Genomic DNA, 14,408 nt, shown 5'->3' on the forward strand with positions numbered 1-14,408 from the left:
GCTTTGGATGGCGTGAAAGGAATCACTGCTGAACAAGTCTTTCTGGCGGGCGATTTTTCTTGATAAGCAGCATCAGTGCGACAGCCGTGATCAAAATGATCGGGATACTGCGTGACCAGAGAATCACATCGCTCATTCCCGTGCCAATAATCGCTAACGTCAGGGCAAACAGCCCTAAAGAGCGGTGATAGTACACCGTATAAAACAGCGCGGCGTAAAACAGCAAAGTCGATAGAATCCCGGCAATACCTTTCAGCGAGGCCGCTTCAACCAACTCATTGTGCAAGTGAACGTTGGAAAATTCTAAAGCCACGCGAAGATAAGGATGCGCATTCGCCAGCTCTTCCATACGCTGCGCCCGAACATCTGCCGAGCGTGCGGCAAGCGGTGATTCTTTGAAAATATCAAATCCAATCTCATACATCGCCAGGCGTGCGCCAAGCGAACTGACACTGTTGCCATTGTTATATCGCGCCAGGTCCGCAACCGCTTCATGGTAGCGGCTATAAATCGGCTTGCTGAAGACCGCAACAAGGACAACGAAGGCAACCAAAAAACTAATCACCGAAAAGAACAATTTTTTGGGGGTCTTAAGATAGCCCGCCACCAGTGCCAGCGCGCATATCACCGGAAAAATAAGCAGCGCTGAACGCGTCTGGGTGAGGGCAAGCGCAAAGAACACGGCAGCTGCGTTAAGCAGAAACAGCACCGGGTGCTTGCGCTGGGTATACAGTATTGATATCGCGCTGACGATGCCGACAAACATGATCGAATATGCTGCGCCTGTTGCCGTACCAATACCAAAATCCAGACGGGAGATACCGGTTGTGGTTTTTACATAGTAGCCATAACCGGCAATGAAAAACGACAGCAAATACAGAATATACAGCGGCCACTCTTTATTCATCTTTATTTTCGAGGTCAGCGCCAACAGTATGAGAAAGGCCCCAAAGATAAAGATTTTCGCCGTATTCAAATAACTATGGTACGTCGCCCGAAAGGGTGAATTATCTACTTTAAAGGCGGAATACCAGCTGACGTCGATGACGCCGATAAGCAGAACAGAAAGGGGTAACAGCCAGTATCGCGGCGAATAACTTTCCGGCTTGCCGCGTAAAATAAGCGCCAGCAGACCGAGAATCGCCGTAATATTATACAGCTTCATACTCAAATTATTATTGAACAGCGCGACGACAAGGGTGACGAAGCAAAGTAACCAGGTAGTCAACTCCAGCACTGTGGACATCTTCCTGGCACCGGTTTGCCAGGAATGTAAAGAGTTCAAGGCTAACATTCATGTACCTTTAGAATAATGATGATATTCCGTTCAGAACGGTGTGGGCATCAAGCTTGGCTAAATTATTTTCGGGTGAACGACACGCTATCTGGTTTTTCCCGTACCCCCCAATTAACCCCGGATCCGTTGGGCCATACAGCGTAATATTCGGTCGATCGAGCGCCGCCGTCAGGTGGCTAAGCCCCGTATCGACGGAAACCACATATTTTGCGCCTGCCAGTACGCGCGCAACTTCTTCCAGACTCATCCTCGGTAAGACCTCAACGTGAGCGAACCCTTCGGCAAGTCTTCTCGCCCGTGCTTCTTCATGAGGCGCGCCCCACGGCAATTTGATGCTGATATCGTTGTCAGCCAACAAACCAATTAGCGCTCGCCAGTTTGCTTCCGGCCAGTGTTTATCATCGCGTGTGGTTGCGTGCAAAAATACCGCGTAGGGTTGCGCAGTATCCTGTTCAGATGTCAGGAAATGCCGCGCGATAGCATAATCGCCTTGCGAGGATGGTTTGGAATAATTCAGGCTTTTTGCGAACAGTTCGCGGGTACGCTCTACGGCATGCTGCTGCCTGGCAATGTGATGGCGGCGATGATAAAACAGAGCGGCCAGCGGCTCGCGTGCGCTCTGCCAGTCCATACCATGCTTTACGCCATGTGCGAGGCGAGTCACCAGCGCAGCGCTTTTAACCAATCCCTGGGCGTCGATAACGGCATCATAGCGTTCTGCCTGTACCGCCTCGCGGAAAGCGTTACGCTCCGCTTTAACCGACGCGGAAAACCAGGCTTTACGCCAGCGACGAATCGCAACGGGAATGACGCGGTTTACCGCCGAATGCCACGAGGGGATCTGCGCGAATCCTTCTTCGACCACCCAGTCAAACTGAATACCCGGTATCGCCTGTTGTGCATCGGTGAGCGCCGGAAGGGTATGCAACACATCACCCATTGAGGATGTTTTGACGATCAGAACCCGCATTCGTCAGGCTTCCTCTTGTAATAACAGAGCGTTCAGGGCTTCCAGCACCTGCGCTGGAGTAATGTCGATCAGACTCTGATGGTACCCTTCTGCCGCATCGCCTTTGCGCACTTTGTGATAGCCGGTAATCAGGCGAATCACCCGCGCTTTATGTGAAAGCGGCGGCGTGAAGTCAGGGCTGCTGGGGCCGTAGAGGGCAACCAGCGGGCGGTTAAGGGCCGCGGCGACGTGCATCAGCCCGGAGTCATTGCTGACGACGGCTTTACAGGCGCCGATCAAAATGACGGCCTGCTCCAGTTGGGTGTCGCCTGCCAGATTGCGGCACCACGCCTGCTGCTCATCGTTTAAGGACGCTAAAATCTCGTTCCCGGCTTCGTGATCTTTCGCCGAACCGAACAGCACTACCTGATAGCCTTCGTCTATCAGCTGTTTCGCCAGTTCCGCGTAATGATAGTGTGGCCAGCGTTTGGCAGGTCCAAATTCCGCGCCAGGGCAAAAGCCGATCATGGGCCGCTCATCTGAAAGCGAAAATTCACAACAGGTCAGGGATTTTTCACCTTCGCTCACCTGCAACTGCGGCCACAGCAGCGGCTGCGGCAGATCTTTCGCGCTGTGCATTACGCCCTTGTCGTAAGCCAGCGCGACATAGCGTTCCACCATCAAGGGCCAGGCCGCTTTGTCCAGCACACGCGCGTCGTTTAGCAGACCGTAACGCATCTCGCCGCGCCAGCCTGTGCGCTGCGGTACGCCCGCAAAGAAGGGCACAAGGGCTGATTTGAAGGAGTTGGGCAGCACATATGCGCGGTCATAGCGTTTCTCGCGCAGGCTATGGCCGAGCCTGCGGCGTTCGCCGAGCGCCAGCGTCCCATGGCCGAGTGGCATTGGGATCGCTTCGTTCACTTCCGGCATTCGCGACAACAGCGGACGGCACCATGCGGGCGCCATCACGTCGATTATCGCCTGGGGATAGCGCGCTTTGAGCGTGCGATAGAGACTTTGCGACATCATCATGTCGCCCACCCAGGACGGGCCGATCACCAAAATTTTCATTCACTTCATCCTTCAAGCTGTCTCTGCGTTGGCTGCCTGCGTTCACTCCGGTCACTTACTTTAGTAAGTGACCGGAGACTCACTTAGTTGCCGCCTTGATACCGCTCGAATGATTTTGTGAATTTGTATCGCTGTCGCGGTTCAGCCAGGCCATATATTCCGTTACGCCTTCGGCTACGGTCTTAAACGGCTTGTCATAGCCCGCCGCGCGCAGGTTGGTCAGGTCCGCCTGCGTGAACGCCTGGTAGCGACCCTTCAGTTTTTCCGGGAACGGGATGTACTCAATCTCGCCTTTTTTATGGAAAGCCAGCGTCGCGTCAGCCACGGCCTGGAAGGATTCTGCACGACCGGTGCCGAGGTTATAGATACCGGACACGCCGTTTTCCCAGAACCACAGGTTCACATCCGCCACATCGCCCACGTAAACAAAGTCACGCTTGAAGCCGTCGCTGCCTTCAAACAGTTTCGGGCTTTCGCCATTATTCAGCTGGGTGTTCAGGTGGAACGCCACGCTCGCCATGCTGCCTTTGTGGCCTTCGCGCGGACCGTAAACGTTGAAGTAGCGGAAGCCAACAATCTGGGAGTTCGCTTCTGGCAGGATCTGACGCACGTACTCATCAAACAGGAACTTAGAATAGCCGTAAACGTTTAGCGGCTGCTCATATTCGCGGGATTCGATGAAATCAGAGGTGCGACCGCCGTAGGTGGCGGCGGAAGAGGCGTACAGGAACGGAATTTCACGCTCCAGGCAGTAGTGCAGCAGCTCTTTGGAGTACTGATAGTTATTGTCCATCATGTACTTGCCGTCCCACTCGGTCGTGGAGGAGCACGCGCCTTCGTGGAAAATGGCCTCTACCTCGCCAAACTCTTCGCCCGCCATAATCTGGATTAAGAAATCTTCTTTATCCATATAGTCGGCAATGTTCAGGTCCACCAGGTTCACAAACTTGGTGCCGTCTTTCAGGTTGTCCACCACCAGGATATCGGTGATGCCTTTATCATTCAGGGCTTTAACGATGTTGCTGCCGATAAAACCCGCGCCGCCGGTAACGATGATCATAACTGTAACCTATGAATTATGGAGTCAGAGACTATCTCAGACACGAATACTTCTATCATATCACTACCTGGCCCTGGCTTCAGCCATTCACCGATTACGCGTGTGGGTACGCGTGATTTATCCTGCATTTTAAAGAAGTGCTAATGCGTCATCTCGTATCAGCGTCCAGGGTTAGGTAAGATGTGCTGAAATTTGCCCAGTCTGGAGAATCGCAATGCGTGGGGATTTTTACAAACAGTTAACCAACGATCTGGAAACCGCCCGGGCGGAAGGATTGTTTAAAGAAGAGCGCATTATCACGTCTGCTCAGCAGGCAGATATCACTGTGGCGGATGGAAGCCACGTCATTAACTTCTGCGCCAACAACTATCTCGGGTTGGCTAACCACCCTGAACTGATTGCGGCGGCAAAAGCAGGAATGGATTCTCACGGGTTTGGTATGGCCTCGGTGCGCTTTATTTGCGGTACCCAGGACAGCCACAAGCACCTTGAGCAAAAGCTGGCAAACTTCCTGGGGATGGAAGATGCCATCCTCTACTCCTCCTGCTTCGACGCCAACGGCGGCCTGTTCGAAACGCTGCTGGGCGCAGAAGACGCGATTATCTCCGACGCCCTGAACCACGCCTCTATTATCGACGGCGTGCGTTTGTGTAAAGCGAAGCGCTTCCGCTATGCCAACAATGATATGGTCGAACTGGAAGCTCGCCTGAAAGAAGCGCGTGAAGCCGGGGCCCGTCATGTACTGATCGCTACCGACGGCGTGTTCTCGATGGATGGTGTGATCGCCAACCTGAAAGGCGTCTGCGACCTGGCGGATAAATACGACGCGCTTGTGATGGTTGATGACTCTCACGCGGTGGGCTTCGTGGGTGAAAACGGGCGTGGCTCCCATGAGTATTGCGACGTGATGGGACGCGTGGACATCATCACCGGGACGTTGGGCAAAGCGCTCGGCGGCGCGTCTGGCGGCTACACTGCGGCGCGTAAAGAGGTGGTGGAATGGTTACGTCAGCGCTCCCGTCCGTATCTGTTCTCCAACTCTCTGGCGCCGGCGATTGTCGCCGCCTCCATAAAAGTACTGGAGATGGTAGAATCCGGCGGCGAGCTGCGCGACCGCCTGTGGGCGAACGCGCGCCAGTTCCGCGAGCAGATGTCTGCGGCAGGTTTCACCCTTGCGGGCGCCGACCACGCCATCATTCCGGTGATGCTGGGCGATGCGGTGGTGGCGCAACAATTTGCCCGTGAGCTGCAAAAAGAGGGTATTTACGTAACAGGATTCTTCTATCCGGTGGTGCCGAAAGGCCAGGCGCGCATTCGTACCCAGATGTCCGCCGCCCATACGCCGGAGCAAATCACGCGCGCGGTTGAGGCGTTCACGCGCATAGGTAAACAACTGGGCGTTATTGCCTGAGGATCAAAGATGAAAGCGTTATCCAAACTGAAAGCGGAAGAGGGCATCTGGATGACCGACGTTCCTGAACCGGAAGTCGGACACAACGATCTGCTGATTAAAATCCGTAAAACAGCCATCTGCGGCACTGACGTTCACATCTACAACTGGGATGAGTGGTCGCAAAAAACCATCCCGGTACCTATGGTTGTCGGGCACGAATACGTCGGCGAAGTGGTCGGCATCGGTCAGGAAGTCAAAGGCTTTAAAATTGGCGATCGCGTCTCTGGCGAAGGACACATTACCTGTGGGCACTGCCGTAACTGCCGCGGTGGCCGTACGCACCTGTGCCGCAACACGACCGGCGTGGGCGTGAACCGCCCAGGCTGCTTCGCCGAATATCTGGTGATCCCGGCATTCAACGCCTTCAAAATCCCGGACAATATTTCTGACGATCTGGCGTCTATCTTTGACCCGTTCGGTAATGCGGTGCATACCGCGCTGTCGTTCGATCTGGTGGGCGAGGATGTGCTGGTTTCCGGCGCGGGTCCTATCGGGATTATGGCGGCAGCGGTGGCGAAACACGTCGGGGCACGCAACGTCGTCATCACCGACGTTAACGAATACCGTCTGGACCTGGCGCGTAAGATGGGTATTACCCGTGCGGTTAACGTGGCGCAGGAGAGTCTGACCGACGTGATGGAAGCGTTGGGGATGACCGAAGGCTTCGATGTGGGGCTGGAAATGTCTGGCGCGCCGCCGGCGTTCCGCACCATGCTTGATACCATGAACCACGGTGGTCGCATCGCGATGCTGGGGATCCCGCCCTCTGACATGTCAATCGACTGGACGAAAGTGATCTTTAAAGGGCTCTTCATCAAAGGCATTTATGGCCGTGAGATGTTTGAAACCTGGTACAAGATGGCGGCGCTGATCCAGTCGGGTCTGGATCTTTCTCCTGTCATCACCCATCGTTTCTCGATTGATGACTTCCAGAAGGGCTTTGACGCGATGCGTTCAGGTCAATCGGGGAAAGTCATCCTGAGCTGGGATTAATCGTAAAAAGGCCGGTGTTTTCCGGCCTTTTTATTCGGCAATATCTGAAATCCTGTAAAGTTTTGTCATTGTCATAAATATTACGTAATTACTCACTAGTCTGATTTTGCTGTTCATTCCAACGCTTTATTCTGCCGTTACCGTCAACGTTTAAAAATAGTATGCACCAGCCTTAATTGTTTCTTAACACTAAGGCTGTACAAAGGCGGGTAACTTCAGAGGTAATCGGTAATTTATGATGAATAGTACAAACAGACTCAGCGTCATTATCCCGCTTTATAATGCGGGTAATGATTTCAAAGCCTGCATGGAATCACTCATCGCGCAAACATGGACTGCCCTGGAAATAATTATTGTTAATGACGGCTCAACGGATAACTCTGTTGAAATAGCAACGCATTACGCCGAAAACTACCCACACGTTCGCCTGCTGCATCAGGCCAATGCCGGGGCGTCGGTCGCGCGTAACCGGGGAATGGCCGCCGCCACCGGGCAATATATCGCTTTCGTCGATGCGGATGATCTGGTTTATCCTCACATGTACGAAACGCTGATGACGATGGCGCTGGAAGATAATCTCGACGTCGCGCAATGTAACGCGGACTGGAGCGAACGTTCCTCCGGCGACACCTGGCAATCTATTCCCACCGATCGTATTCGCTCAACAGGTGTATTAACGGGTCCGGACTGGCTCCGTATGGCGCTGTCTTCTCGGCGCTGGACGCACGTGGTATGGATGGGGGTTTATCGCCGCGACGTGATTGAAAAAAATAACATCAGATTTATTCCGGGATTACATCATCAGGATATCGTGTGGACCACAGAGTTTATGTTTAATGCCCGTCGCGCACGCTATACCGAAGAGTCATTATATAAGTATTTCCTGCATGATAATTCCGTTAGTCGTTTAAAACGACAGGGCAATAAAAACCTTAATTATCAGCGCCATTATATTAAAATCACCCGCTTACTGGAAAAGCTGAATCGCGATTATGCCGACCGAATTACCCTTTATCCGGAGTTTCGTCAGCAAATAACGTATGAAGCATTACGCGTGTGTCATGCTGTACGCAAAGAGCCGGATATATTGACGCGTCAACGCATGATTGCCGAGATTTTCACCTCGGGCATGTATAAACGGATGATAATGAACGTGCGTAGCGCGAAGGTCGCGTATCAGGCGCTGCTGTGGTCTCTACGACTTTATCGCTGGCGCGACAAAACACGCTCGCACCATCGCACCGCCCGTCAAGCCCTTAACCTGGGTTAACGCCACCCTTGCTGGGGGCCTTCCCCCAGCCCTGCCACTGATGCTGGTACCAACTGACCAGCGTGCTCTGACGAATGCTCTCGCTTATGACGCTGAAGAATCGGTCGGTATAAACTGGTTCGGGTGCCTTCTTCGCGTTACACACCTTCACTCCGCGGAACGGATTACGCGGCGCGTCGTTGTTTTTCGGCGGGGTCAGGTTCGGCGTCGAAGTATCCACCTGCGGTTCGTGAAGCAGGGTGCTTGGACGCACCAGCGTGATATCGGCTGGCAGGTTATACACCATCTGTTGGAGCACACGCACCGTTGACGGATGCGGATGTCCGATCGCGATCGCAGACCCGTTTCGACGAGCCAGATCGATGGCGCGGTTAAACTGGCGGCGAATGTCCGCTTCGTTTTGCGTGTCGTCGAGAAACACTTTGCGCTTGATAACCTTCACACCCGTACCGGACGCTGCGCGCATGGCCTGGCTATTGCCGATGGTCATACTGTCGAGAAAATAGAGATCGTAGCGTTCCAGCGCCTGCATCACTTTCTGCATGCCAAACAGGCTGGAGGTCATCGCGCTGCCCATATGGTTATTCAGCCCGACAGCGTAGGGAACTTTGCTGACCGCCTCGCGCACAATACGTTCGATCTCATTGCTGCTCATCTCCGGGCGCAGCGTGTCTTTTTCCAGCGGCTGCTTACTGAGTGGGGCCATCGGCAGGTGAATCAACACCTCATGACCGCTGTTGTGCGCTTTGGTCGCCATTTCGCGGGCGTGAGGCGCATTAGGCAGTACCGCAACGGAGATTGCGTCTGGCATCGCCAGTACCTGATTTTCATAATGCGGACGGTAGCCGAAATCGTCGATCACGATGGCGAGTTTGCCAGCGAAAGCGGGGGAGGCGAAGGCCAGCAGGCTGGCGAATGAAAGAACAGTACGACGAAAGTGAGGCAAAACTTATCTTCCCAACCACGGCTGTGGATTGACGGCCTGACCCTGGCGACGGATTTCAAAATAGAGCGACGGTCTGCCCTGACCCCCGCTGCTGCCGACCAGCGCAATGGGCTGACCGGCGCGAACCTGTGTCCCCACGCTGACCAGCGCGCTCTGGTTATAGCCGTAAAGGCTCATGTCGCCCTTGCCGTGTTCGACGACGACGACCAGCCCGTAGCCCTGCAGCCAGTCCGCCAGAATCACCCGACCATCGGCAATGGCTTTGACTTCAGTGCCTTCAGACGCACCGATAACCATCCCTTTCCAACGTAGCTCACCTTGCAGCCGTTCGCCATATCGATGCAGCGTTGGCCCGCGAACCGGCCAATAAGCCTGACCGCGCGGCGAGCCTAAACCGCCGGTGCGCGACATCAGCGATTTCTCGCTTTCGGTCGGTTTATAGGTGGTGCCTTTACGGGTCGCCTCTTTCTGTCGATTACGTACTGCTTCCGCCTCGCGCGCTTCGCGTTCCGCCCGCGCTTTGGCGGCGGCCTCCGCTCGCGCAATGCTGTTACGCAGACGGGATTCGTTAGCGCGCAGTTCGCTCAGCTGCTGCTGGCCTTGCTGGATTGAGGACTCCAGTCCGGCGAGCGTTTTTTTCCGTTCGTTACGCGCCTGCTCCAGCTTCGCCTGCTGGGCGCGCTGTTCGTATAACAGCGTCTGTTGCTGGCTTTGCTTCTCTTCCAGCTCGGCGCGTTGTGCGGCGACCTGCTCGCGGGTTTGCTTCAGCTCGGTAATGGTTTCTTGCCGCGCCTGGTTCAGATAGCCGAAATAGGCCTGTAAACGCTGGCCGCGCTGGCTCTCTTCACCACTGAGGATAAGCTGAATGCCGGTATGCTCGCCCTGACGAAACGCCGCATCCAACTGTGCGGCGAGGCTGCGTTCCTGGCTGGCTTTTTGCTGCTCCAGCTTCGCGATGGAGGCGTTCATCTCATCAATTTGCTTGTTGAGCTGAGCGAGAGTGTTTTGGGTTTCGCGCAGTTTACGCGCGGCGACGGAAATCGCTTCTTCCTGTGCTTTCAACTGCGCTTGCAGGGTTGCGCGCTGCTGCTGCTGCTGGCGCACGGCGCGCTCTTTGGCGGCGATATCCGCCTGGATGGATTTGAGCTGATCGCGGTCATCCGCGTGGGCGGAAAAGGCGCACAACAATACGCCAGCGCTCAACACGCTGGCGTAAATCAGGGGCCTGACTGAAAACCGTTGCGTTTTCATGACCCCTTGTTTGGTATTCATCGCCTTTCCCCTCATGGGGAGGGATTATTCCACGATGAACAGCGGCTTACCAGTCATCTCTTGCGGGATTTCCATACCCATCAGCGTCAGCATGGTCGGCGCGATATCGGAAAGTTTACCGCCTTCCACCGCTTTTACGTTTTTGTCACCCACGTAAATCAGCGGAACCGGCAGGTTCGTGTGCGCCGTGTGCGCCTGACCCGTCGCCGGATCGCGCATCTGCTCGGCGTTACCGTGGTCCGCAGTGATCAGCAACTGTCCGCCAACGGATTCAACGGCTTTCGCGACCTGCTCAACGCAGTGATCCAGTGCTTCCACTGCTTTCACGGCTGCTTCCATCACCCCGGTATGACCGACCATATCGCCGTTCGGGTAGTTACAGATGATGGTATCGTACTTCCCGCTTTCGATAGCGGCGACCAGTTTTTCAGTCAACTCCGCAGAGCTCATTTCCGGCTGAAGATCGTAGGTCGCCACTTTCGGTGAATTAATCAAAATGCGTTCTTCACCGGCAAATGGCTCTTCCACGCCGCCGTTGAAGAAGAAAGTCACATGCGCGTATTTTTCCGTTTCGGAGATACGCAACTGGGTTTTGTCATTCTTCGCCATCCACTCGCCGAAAGTGTTTGCCAGAGAGGCTGGTGGGTAGGCGACGGCCGTTTTGATGTCCGCCGCGTATTCGGTCAGCATGACAAAATTCAGGTTAACCACTTTCTTACGCGCAAAGCCGTCGAAGTCAGTGTTAACGAATGCCCGTGTGATTTCACGCGCGCGGTCGGCACGGAAGTTCATGAAAATCAGCGCATCGCCGTCTTCCATTGCCGCATCGGCCTGGCCTTCCGCACGAATCACGGTCGCTTTAACGAATTCATCGTTTTCGTCGCGAGCGTAAGCGGCCTGCAGGCCTTCAACCGCGGTTGCGTACTGGAATTCGCCTTTTGCCAGGGTCATCAGATCATAAGCCTGTTCAACGCGATCCCAGCGGTTGTCGCGGTCCATGGCGTAATAACGTCCGATAATAGAAGCGACGCGGCCTTTGCCCAGCGCGGCAAACTTGTCTTCGAAGGCTTTCAGTGAGGATTCAGCGCTGCGCGGCGGGGTGTCGCGACCGTCGAGAAACGCATGCAGGTAGATTTTCTCCGCGCCGCGTTCTGCGGCCAGTTCCACCATCGCCATGATGTGGTCTTCGTGGCTGTGTACGCCGCCCGCAGAGAGCAGGCCCATGATGTGAACCGCTTTACCCGCGTTTTTCGCCTGGTCTACCGCCGCGGTCAGCACCGGATTGGCAAAGAAGGTACGTTCTTTAATTTCGACATCCAGACGCGTCAGGTCCTGATACACGATGCGGCCCGCGCCCAGGTTAACGTGACCTACTTCTGAGTTACCCATCTGACGGTCAGGCAGACCCACTTCCAGACCGGACGCGTCGATCAGCGTATGCGGACGTTGCGCCCACAGCGCGTCCATGACGGGCGTTTTCGCAGAGAAAATGGCGTTATCCTGGCTCTCTTCACGGTAACCATAGCCATCGAGAATGACCAGCACCATAGGTTTTTTCGAAACCGACATTGTGAAACCTCACACTAAAGAAACAAAAATTTTGCGTAATTTTACTACAGCTGAATCGATAAAATAGCCTCAGAAGATCAAATAATAGGGCCGCGCGGCGCATGGACGGCGCGGTTTTACGCTATTTTTTCCATTGCGCCCCGCAAAAATGCAATCCAGTGCACGCGCTGGCTGTATTTGCGCCATCGCGCAGGTATACTCCTTCCCTGGTTTTTAATCACTGAGTCGGGAGTTGTTACCCCCCATGCAAGAAATTATGCAATTTGTTGGTCGCCATCCCATACTGAGTATCGCCTGGATTGCGTTACTGGTGGCGGTTTTATTCACCACGTTTAAAGGCCTGACCTCAAAAGTGAAGGTCATCACCCGTGGTGAAGCCACGCGTCTTATCAACAAAGAAGACGCCGTTGTTGTCGATTTACGTCAGCGTGACGATTTCCGTAAAGGCCATATCGCAGGCGCTATCAACCTGCTGCCAAGTGAAATCAAAGCGAACAACGTGGGCGAGCTCGATAAGCACAAAGACAAACCGGTGATCGTGGTCGACGGTTCCGGCATGCAGTGTCAGGAAGCGGCAAATGCGCTCATCAAGGCAGGCTTTGAAAAAGTGTCCGTGCTGAAAGAAGGCGTTGCTGGCTGGAGCGGCGAGAATCTGCCGCTGGTTCGCGGCAAATAAACTCGCCGCTGGCACGAAATCCACAGATAAAGCGAATATCGGAGAGATGTATGGCCAATATCGAGATCTACACCAAAGCAACCTGCCCGTTTTGCCATCGCGCGAAAGCGTTGTTAAACAGCAAGGGCGTGAGTTTCCAGGAGCTTCCGATTGACGGCGACGCCGTAAAACGGGAAGAAATGATCAAGCGCAGTGGCCGTACAACGGTTCCGCAGATTTTTATTGATGCACAGCACATTGGCGGCTGTGACGACTTGTATGCGTTGGATGCGCGTGGTGGACTTGATCCCCTGCTGAGCTAACGTCATCACAGATTTAGGCTGTATTTTAAGGACAACACTAAAAGGGTTTTCTACACATGTCAGAACAAAATAACACCGAAATGGCTTTCCAGATCCAACGTATTTACACCAAAGATGTCTCTTTCGAAGCGCCAAATGCGCCGCATGTTTTCCAGAAAGACTGGCAGCCAGAGGTTAAACTTGATCTTGATACCGCATCTACCCAACTGGCAGATGATGTGTACGAAGTTGTACTGCGTGTCACCGTAACCGCTTCCCTGGGTGAAGAAACGGCGTTCCTGTGCGAAGTTCAGCAGGGCGGTATTTTCTCCATTAGCGGTATTGAAGGTACCCAGATGGCGCATTGCCTGGGCGCATACTGCCCGAACATTCTGTTCCCGTATGCCCGCGAATGCATCACCAGCCTGGTTTCACGCGGTACGTTCCCGCAGCTGAACCTTGCGCCGGTTAACTTCGATGCGCTGTTCATGAACTATTTACAGCAGCAGGCTGGCGAAGGTACTGAAGAACATCAGGATGCCTGATGAACCCACGTAATGCTTCAATGACAGTGATTGGTGCCGGCTCGTACGGCACCGCTCTCGCCATCACCCTGGCGAGAAACGGCCACCCGGTTGTCCTGTGGGGCCACGATCCGCAACATATTGCGACGCTTGAGCGCGATCGCTGTAACGTCGCGTTTCTTCCTGACGTGCCTTTTCCCGATACGCTCCATCTCGAAAGCGACTTAGCCACCGCGCTGGCGGCAAGCCGCGATATTCTGGTGGTGGTGCCAAGCCATGTGTTTGGGGAAGTGCTGCGACAAATCAAACCGTTGCTGCGTGCTGACGCGCGGCTGGTCTGGGCGACAAAAGGGCTTGAAGCCGAGACGGGACGCCTGTTGCAGGACGTTGCGCGCGAGGCGCTGGGCGATCAAATTCCGCTGGCGGTCATCTCCGGTCCGACCTTTGCGAAAGAGTTGGCGGCGGGATTACCGACGGCCATCTCGCTGGCGTCAACTGACGACACCTTCGCCGACGACCTTCAGCAACTGCTTCACTGCGGCAAAAGTTTCCGCGTCTACAGCAATCCGGACTTCATTGGCGTTCAACTTGGCGGCGCGGTGAAAAATGTGATTGCGATTGGCGCCGGGATGTCAGACGGCATCGGCTTTGGCGCTAACGCACGCACCGCGCTTATCACGCGTGGACTGGCGGAAATGTCGCGTCTGGGCGCGGCGCTGGGCGCCGATCCGGCCACCTTTATGGGGATGGCGGGACTGGGCGATCTGGTGCTGACCTGTACTGACAATCAGTCGCGTAACCGCCGCTTTGGCATGATGCTCGGTCAGGGCATGGATGTGCAAGGCGCGCAGGACAAGATTGGACAGGTGGTGGAAGGCTACCGCAATACGAAAGAAGTCCGCGAGTTGGCGCACCGTTTTGGTGTCGAAATGCCAATAACCGAGGAAATTTATCAAGTATTATATTGCGGAAAAAACGCGCGCGAGGCAGCATTGACCTTATTAGGCCGTACACGCAAGGACGAGCGTAGCCGCCACTAGTCGCAAG

14 protein-coding genes are annotated in these 14,408 nt (G+C 54.6%); 7 read left to right on the top strand and 7 right to left on the bottom strand.

The window, feature by feature from the left end:
* Window positions 1–22: 22 nt before the first annotated feature.
* The 4 genes from HVX72_RS00495 to rfaD all read right to left on the bottom strand — a co-directional run bounded on the left by HVX72_RS00495 (window position 23) and on the right by rfaD (window position 4,377).
* Window positions 23–1,246, bottom strand: coding sequence for an O-antigen ligase family protein (locus tag HVX72_RS00495; protein WP_275943318.1), 1,224 nt, complete (start codon window positions 1,244–1,246; stop codon window positions 23–25).
* A 58-nt stretch (window positions 1,247–1,304) separates the two neighbouring features.
* Window positions 1,305–2,267, bottom strand: coding sequence for a lipopolysaccharide heptosyltransferase RfaC (rfaC, locus tag HVX72_RS00500; RefSeq protein ID WP_181822335.1), 963 nt, complete (start codon window positions 2,265–2,267; stop codon window positions 1,305–1,307).
* 3 nt (window positions 2,268–2,270) lie between these two features.
* Window positions 2,271–3,317: an ADP-heptose--LPS heptosyltransferase RfaF gene (gene rfaF, locus HVX72_RS00505; protein WP_042286999.1), complete on the bottom strand. Its 1,047-nt coding sequence runs from the start codon at window positions 3,315–3,317 to the stop codon at window positions 2,271–2,273.
* A 79-nt stretch (window positions 3,318–3,396) separates the two neighbouring features.
* Entirely contained in the window at window positions 3,397–4,377 is a 981-nt protein-coding gene (rfaD, locus tag HVX72_RS00510; protein WP_060570257.1) for an ADP-glyceromanno-heptose 6-epimerase, read from the bottom strand.
* Window positions 4,378–4,591: 214 nt separating this feature from the next.
* Here rfaD and kbl point away from each other — a divergent pair, with 214 nt between their 5' ends.
* The 3 genes from kbl (at window position 4,592) to HVX72_RS00525 (ending at window position 8,093) form a co-directional block, all read left to right on the top strand.
* Entirely contained in the window at window positions 4,592–5,788 is a 1,197-nt protein-coding gene (kbl, locus tag HVX72_RS00515) for a glycine C-acetyltransferase (RefSeq protein ID WP_060570256.1), read from the top strand.
* 9 nt (window positions 5,789–5,797) lie between these two features.
* Entirely contained in the window at window positions 5,798–6,823 is a 1,026-nt protein-coding gene (gene tdh, locus HVX72_RS00520; RefSeq protein ID WP_042286991.1) for an L-threonine 3-dehydrogenase, read from the top strand.
* A 235-nt stretch (window positions 6,824–7,058) separates the two neighbouring features.
* Window positions 7,059–8,093, top strand: coding sequence for a glycosyltransferase (locus HVX72_RS00525; RefSeq protein WP_181822336.1), 1,035 nt, complete (start codon window positions 7,059–7,061; stop codon window positions 8,091–8,093).
* On the opposite strand, the gene HVX72_RS00530 is transcribed toward HVX72_RS00525, so the two are convergent.
* Genes HVX72_RS00530 through gpmM form a run of 3 tightly spaced genes read right to left on the bottom strand, consistent with a single transcriptional unit; the run spans window position 8,080 to window position 11,880 of the window.
* On the bottom strand, window positions 8,080–9,039 hold the full coding sequence (locus HVX72_RS00530; protein ID WP_181822337.1) for a divergent polysaccharide deacetylase family protein: 960 nt from the start codon (window positions 9,037–9,039) through the stop codon (window positions 8,080–8,082). The two genes, HVX72_RS00525 and HVX72_RS00530, sit on opposite strands and share 14 nt — an antisense overlap.
* Window positions 9,040–9,042: 3 nt before the next feature.
* The gene (envC, locus tag HVX72_RS00535) at window positions 9,043–10,326 is read right to left on the bottom strand and encodes a murein hydrolase activator EnvC (RefSeq protein ID WP_042286984.1); all 1,284 of its coding nucleotides are present in this window, start codon (window positions 10,324–10,326) and stop codon (window positions 9,043–9,045) included.
* Window positions 10,327–10,335: 9 nt separating this feature from the next.
* A complete protein-coding gene (gpmM, locus tag HVX72_RS00540; RefSeq protein ID WP_060570252.1) occupies window positions 10,336–11,880 on the bottom strand; it encodes a 2,3-bisphosphoglycerate-independent phosphoglycerate mutase in 1,545 nt (514 codons plus the stop codon).
* A gap of 244 nt (window positions 11,881–12,124) precedes the next feature.
* Between gpmM and HVX72_RS00545 the strand changes: the two genes are divergently transcribed.
* From HVX72_RS00545 to gpsA, 4 genes are read left to right on the top strand one after another with little or no spacing between them, the layout of a single operon-like run.
* Complete coding sequence (locus tag HVX72_RS00545) at window positions 12,125–12,556, top strand: rhodanese-like domain-containing protein (protein WP_042286978.1); 432 nt, start codon at window positions 12,125–12,127, stop codon at window positions 12,554–12,556.
* Between the two features lie 50 nt (window positions 12,557–12,606).
* A complete protein-coding gene (gene grxC, locus HVX72_RS00550) occupies window positions 12,607–12,858 on the top strand; it encodes a glutaredoxin 3 (protein ID WP_012908148.1) in 252 nt (83 codons plus the stop codon).
* Window positions 12,859–12,914: 56 nt separating this feature from the next.
* Entirely contained in the window at window positions 12,915–13,382 is a 468-nt protein-coding gene (gene secB, locus HVX72_RS00555) for a protein-export chaperone SecB (protein WP_003024155.1), read from the top strand.
* Window positions 13,382–14,401, top strand: a complete 1,020-nt coding sequence (gene gpsA, locus HVX72_RS00560; protein ID WP_181822338.1) for an NAD(P)H-dependent glycerol-3-phosphate dehydrogenase — start codon at window positions 13,382–13,384, stop codon at window positions 14,399–14,401. Before secB ends, gpsA begins: the two co-directional genes overlap by 1 nt.
* Window positions 14,402–14,408 lie beyond the last annotated feature (7 nt).

Source organism: Citrobacter sp. RHB21-C05, assembly GCF_013889015.1.
Lineage (GTDB): Bacteria > Pseudomonadota > Gammaproteobacteria > Enterobacterales > Enterobacteriaceae > Citrobacter_A > Citrobacter_A sedlakii.

Coding starts and splice junctions, on each gene's coding strand:
- grxC (WP_012908148.1), top strand. CDS start 12,607: ATGGCCAATATCGAGATCTACACCAAAGCAACCTGCCCGTTTTGCCAT.
- secB (WP_003024155.1), top strand. CDS start 12,915: ATGTCAGAACAAAATAACACCGAAATGGCTTTCCAGATCCAACGTATT.
- rfaC (WP_181822335.1), bottom strand. CDS start 2,267: ATGCGGGTTCTGATCGTCAAAACATCCTCAATGGGTGATGTGTTGCAT.
- gpsA (WP_181822338.1), top strand. CDS start 13,382: ATGAACCCACGTAATGCTTCAATGACAGTGATTGGTGCCGGCTCGTAC.
- gpmM (WP_060570252.1), bottom strand. CDS start 11,880: ATGTCGGTTTCGAAAAAACCTATGGTGCTGGTCATTCTCGATGGCTAT.
- HVX72_RS00495 (WP_275943318.1), bottom strand. CDS start 1,246: ATGTCCACAGTGCTGGAGTTGACTACCTGGTTACTTTGCTTCGTCACC.
- HVX72_RS00545 (WP_042286978.1), top strand. CDS start 12,125: ATGCAAGAAATTATGCAATTTGTTGGTCGCCATCCCATACTGAGTATC.
- tdh (WP_042286991.1), top strand. CDS start 5,798: ATGAAAGCGTTATCCAAACTGAAAGCGGAAGAGGGCATCTGGATGACC.
- rfaD (WP_060570257.1), bottom strand. CDS start 4,377: ATGATCATCGTTACCGGCGGCGCGGGTTTTATCGGCAGCAACATCGTT.
- envC (WP_042286984.1), bottom strand. CDS start 10,326: ATGAGGGGAAAGGCGATGAATACCAAACAAGGGGTCATGAAAACGCAA.
- HVX72_RS00525 (WP_181822336.1), top strand. CDS start 7,059: ATGATGAATAGTACAAACAGACTCAGCGTCATTATCCCGCTTTATAAT.
- rfaF (WP_042286999.1), bottom strand. CDS start 3,317: ATGAAAATTTTGGTGATCGGCCCGTCCTGGGTGGGCGACATGATGATG.
- kbl (WP_060570256.1), top strand. CDS start 4,592: ATGCGTGGGGATTTTTACAAACAGTTAACCAACGATCTGGAAACCGCC.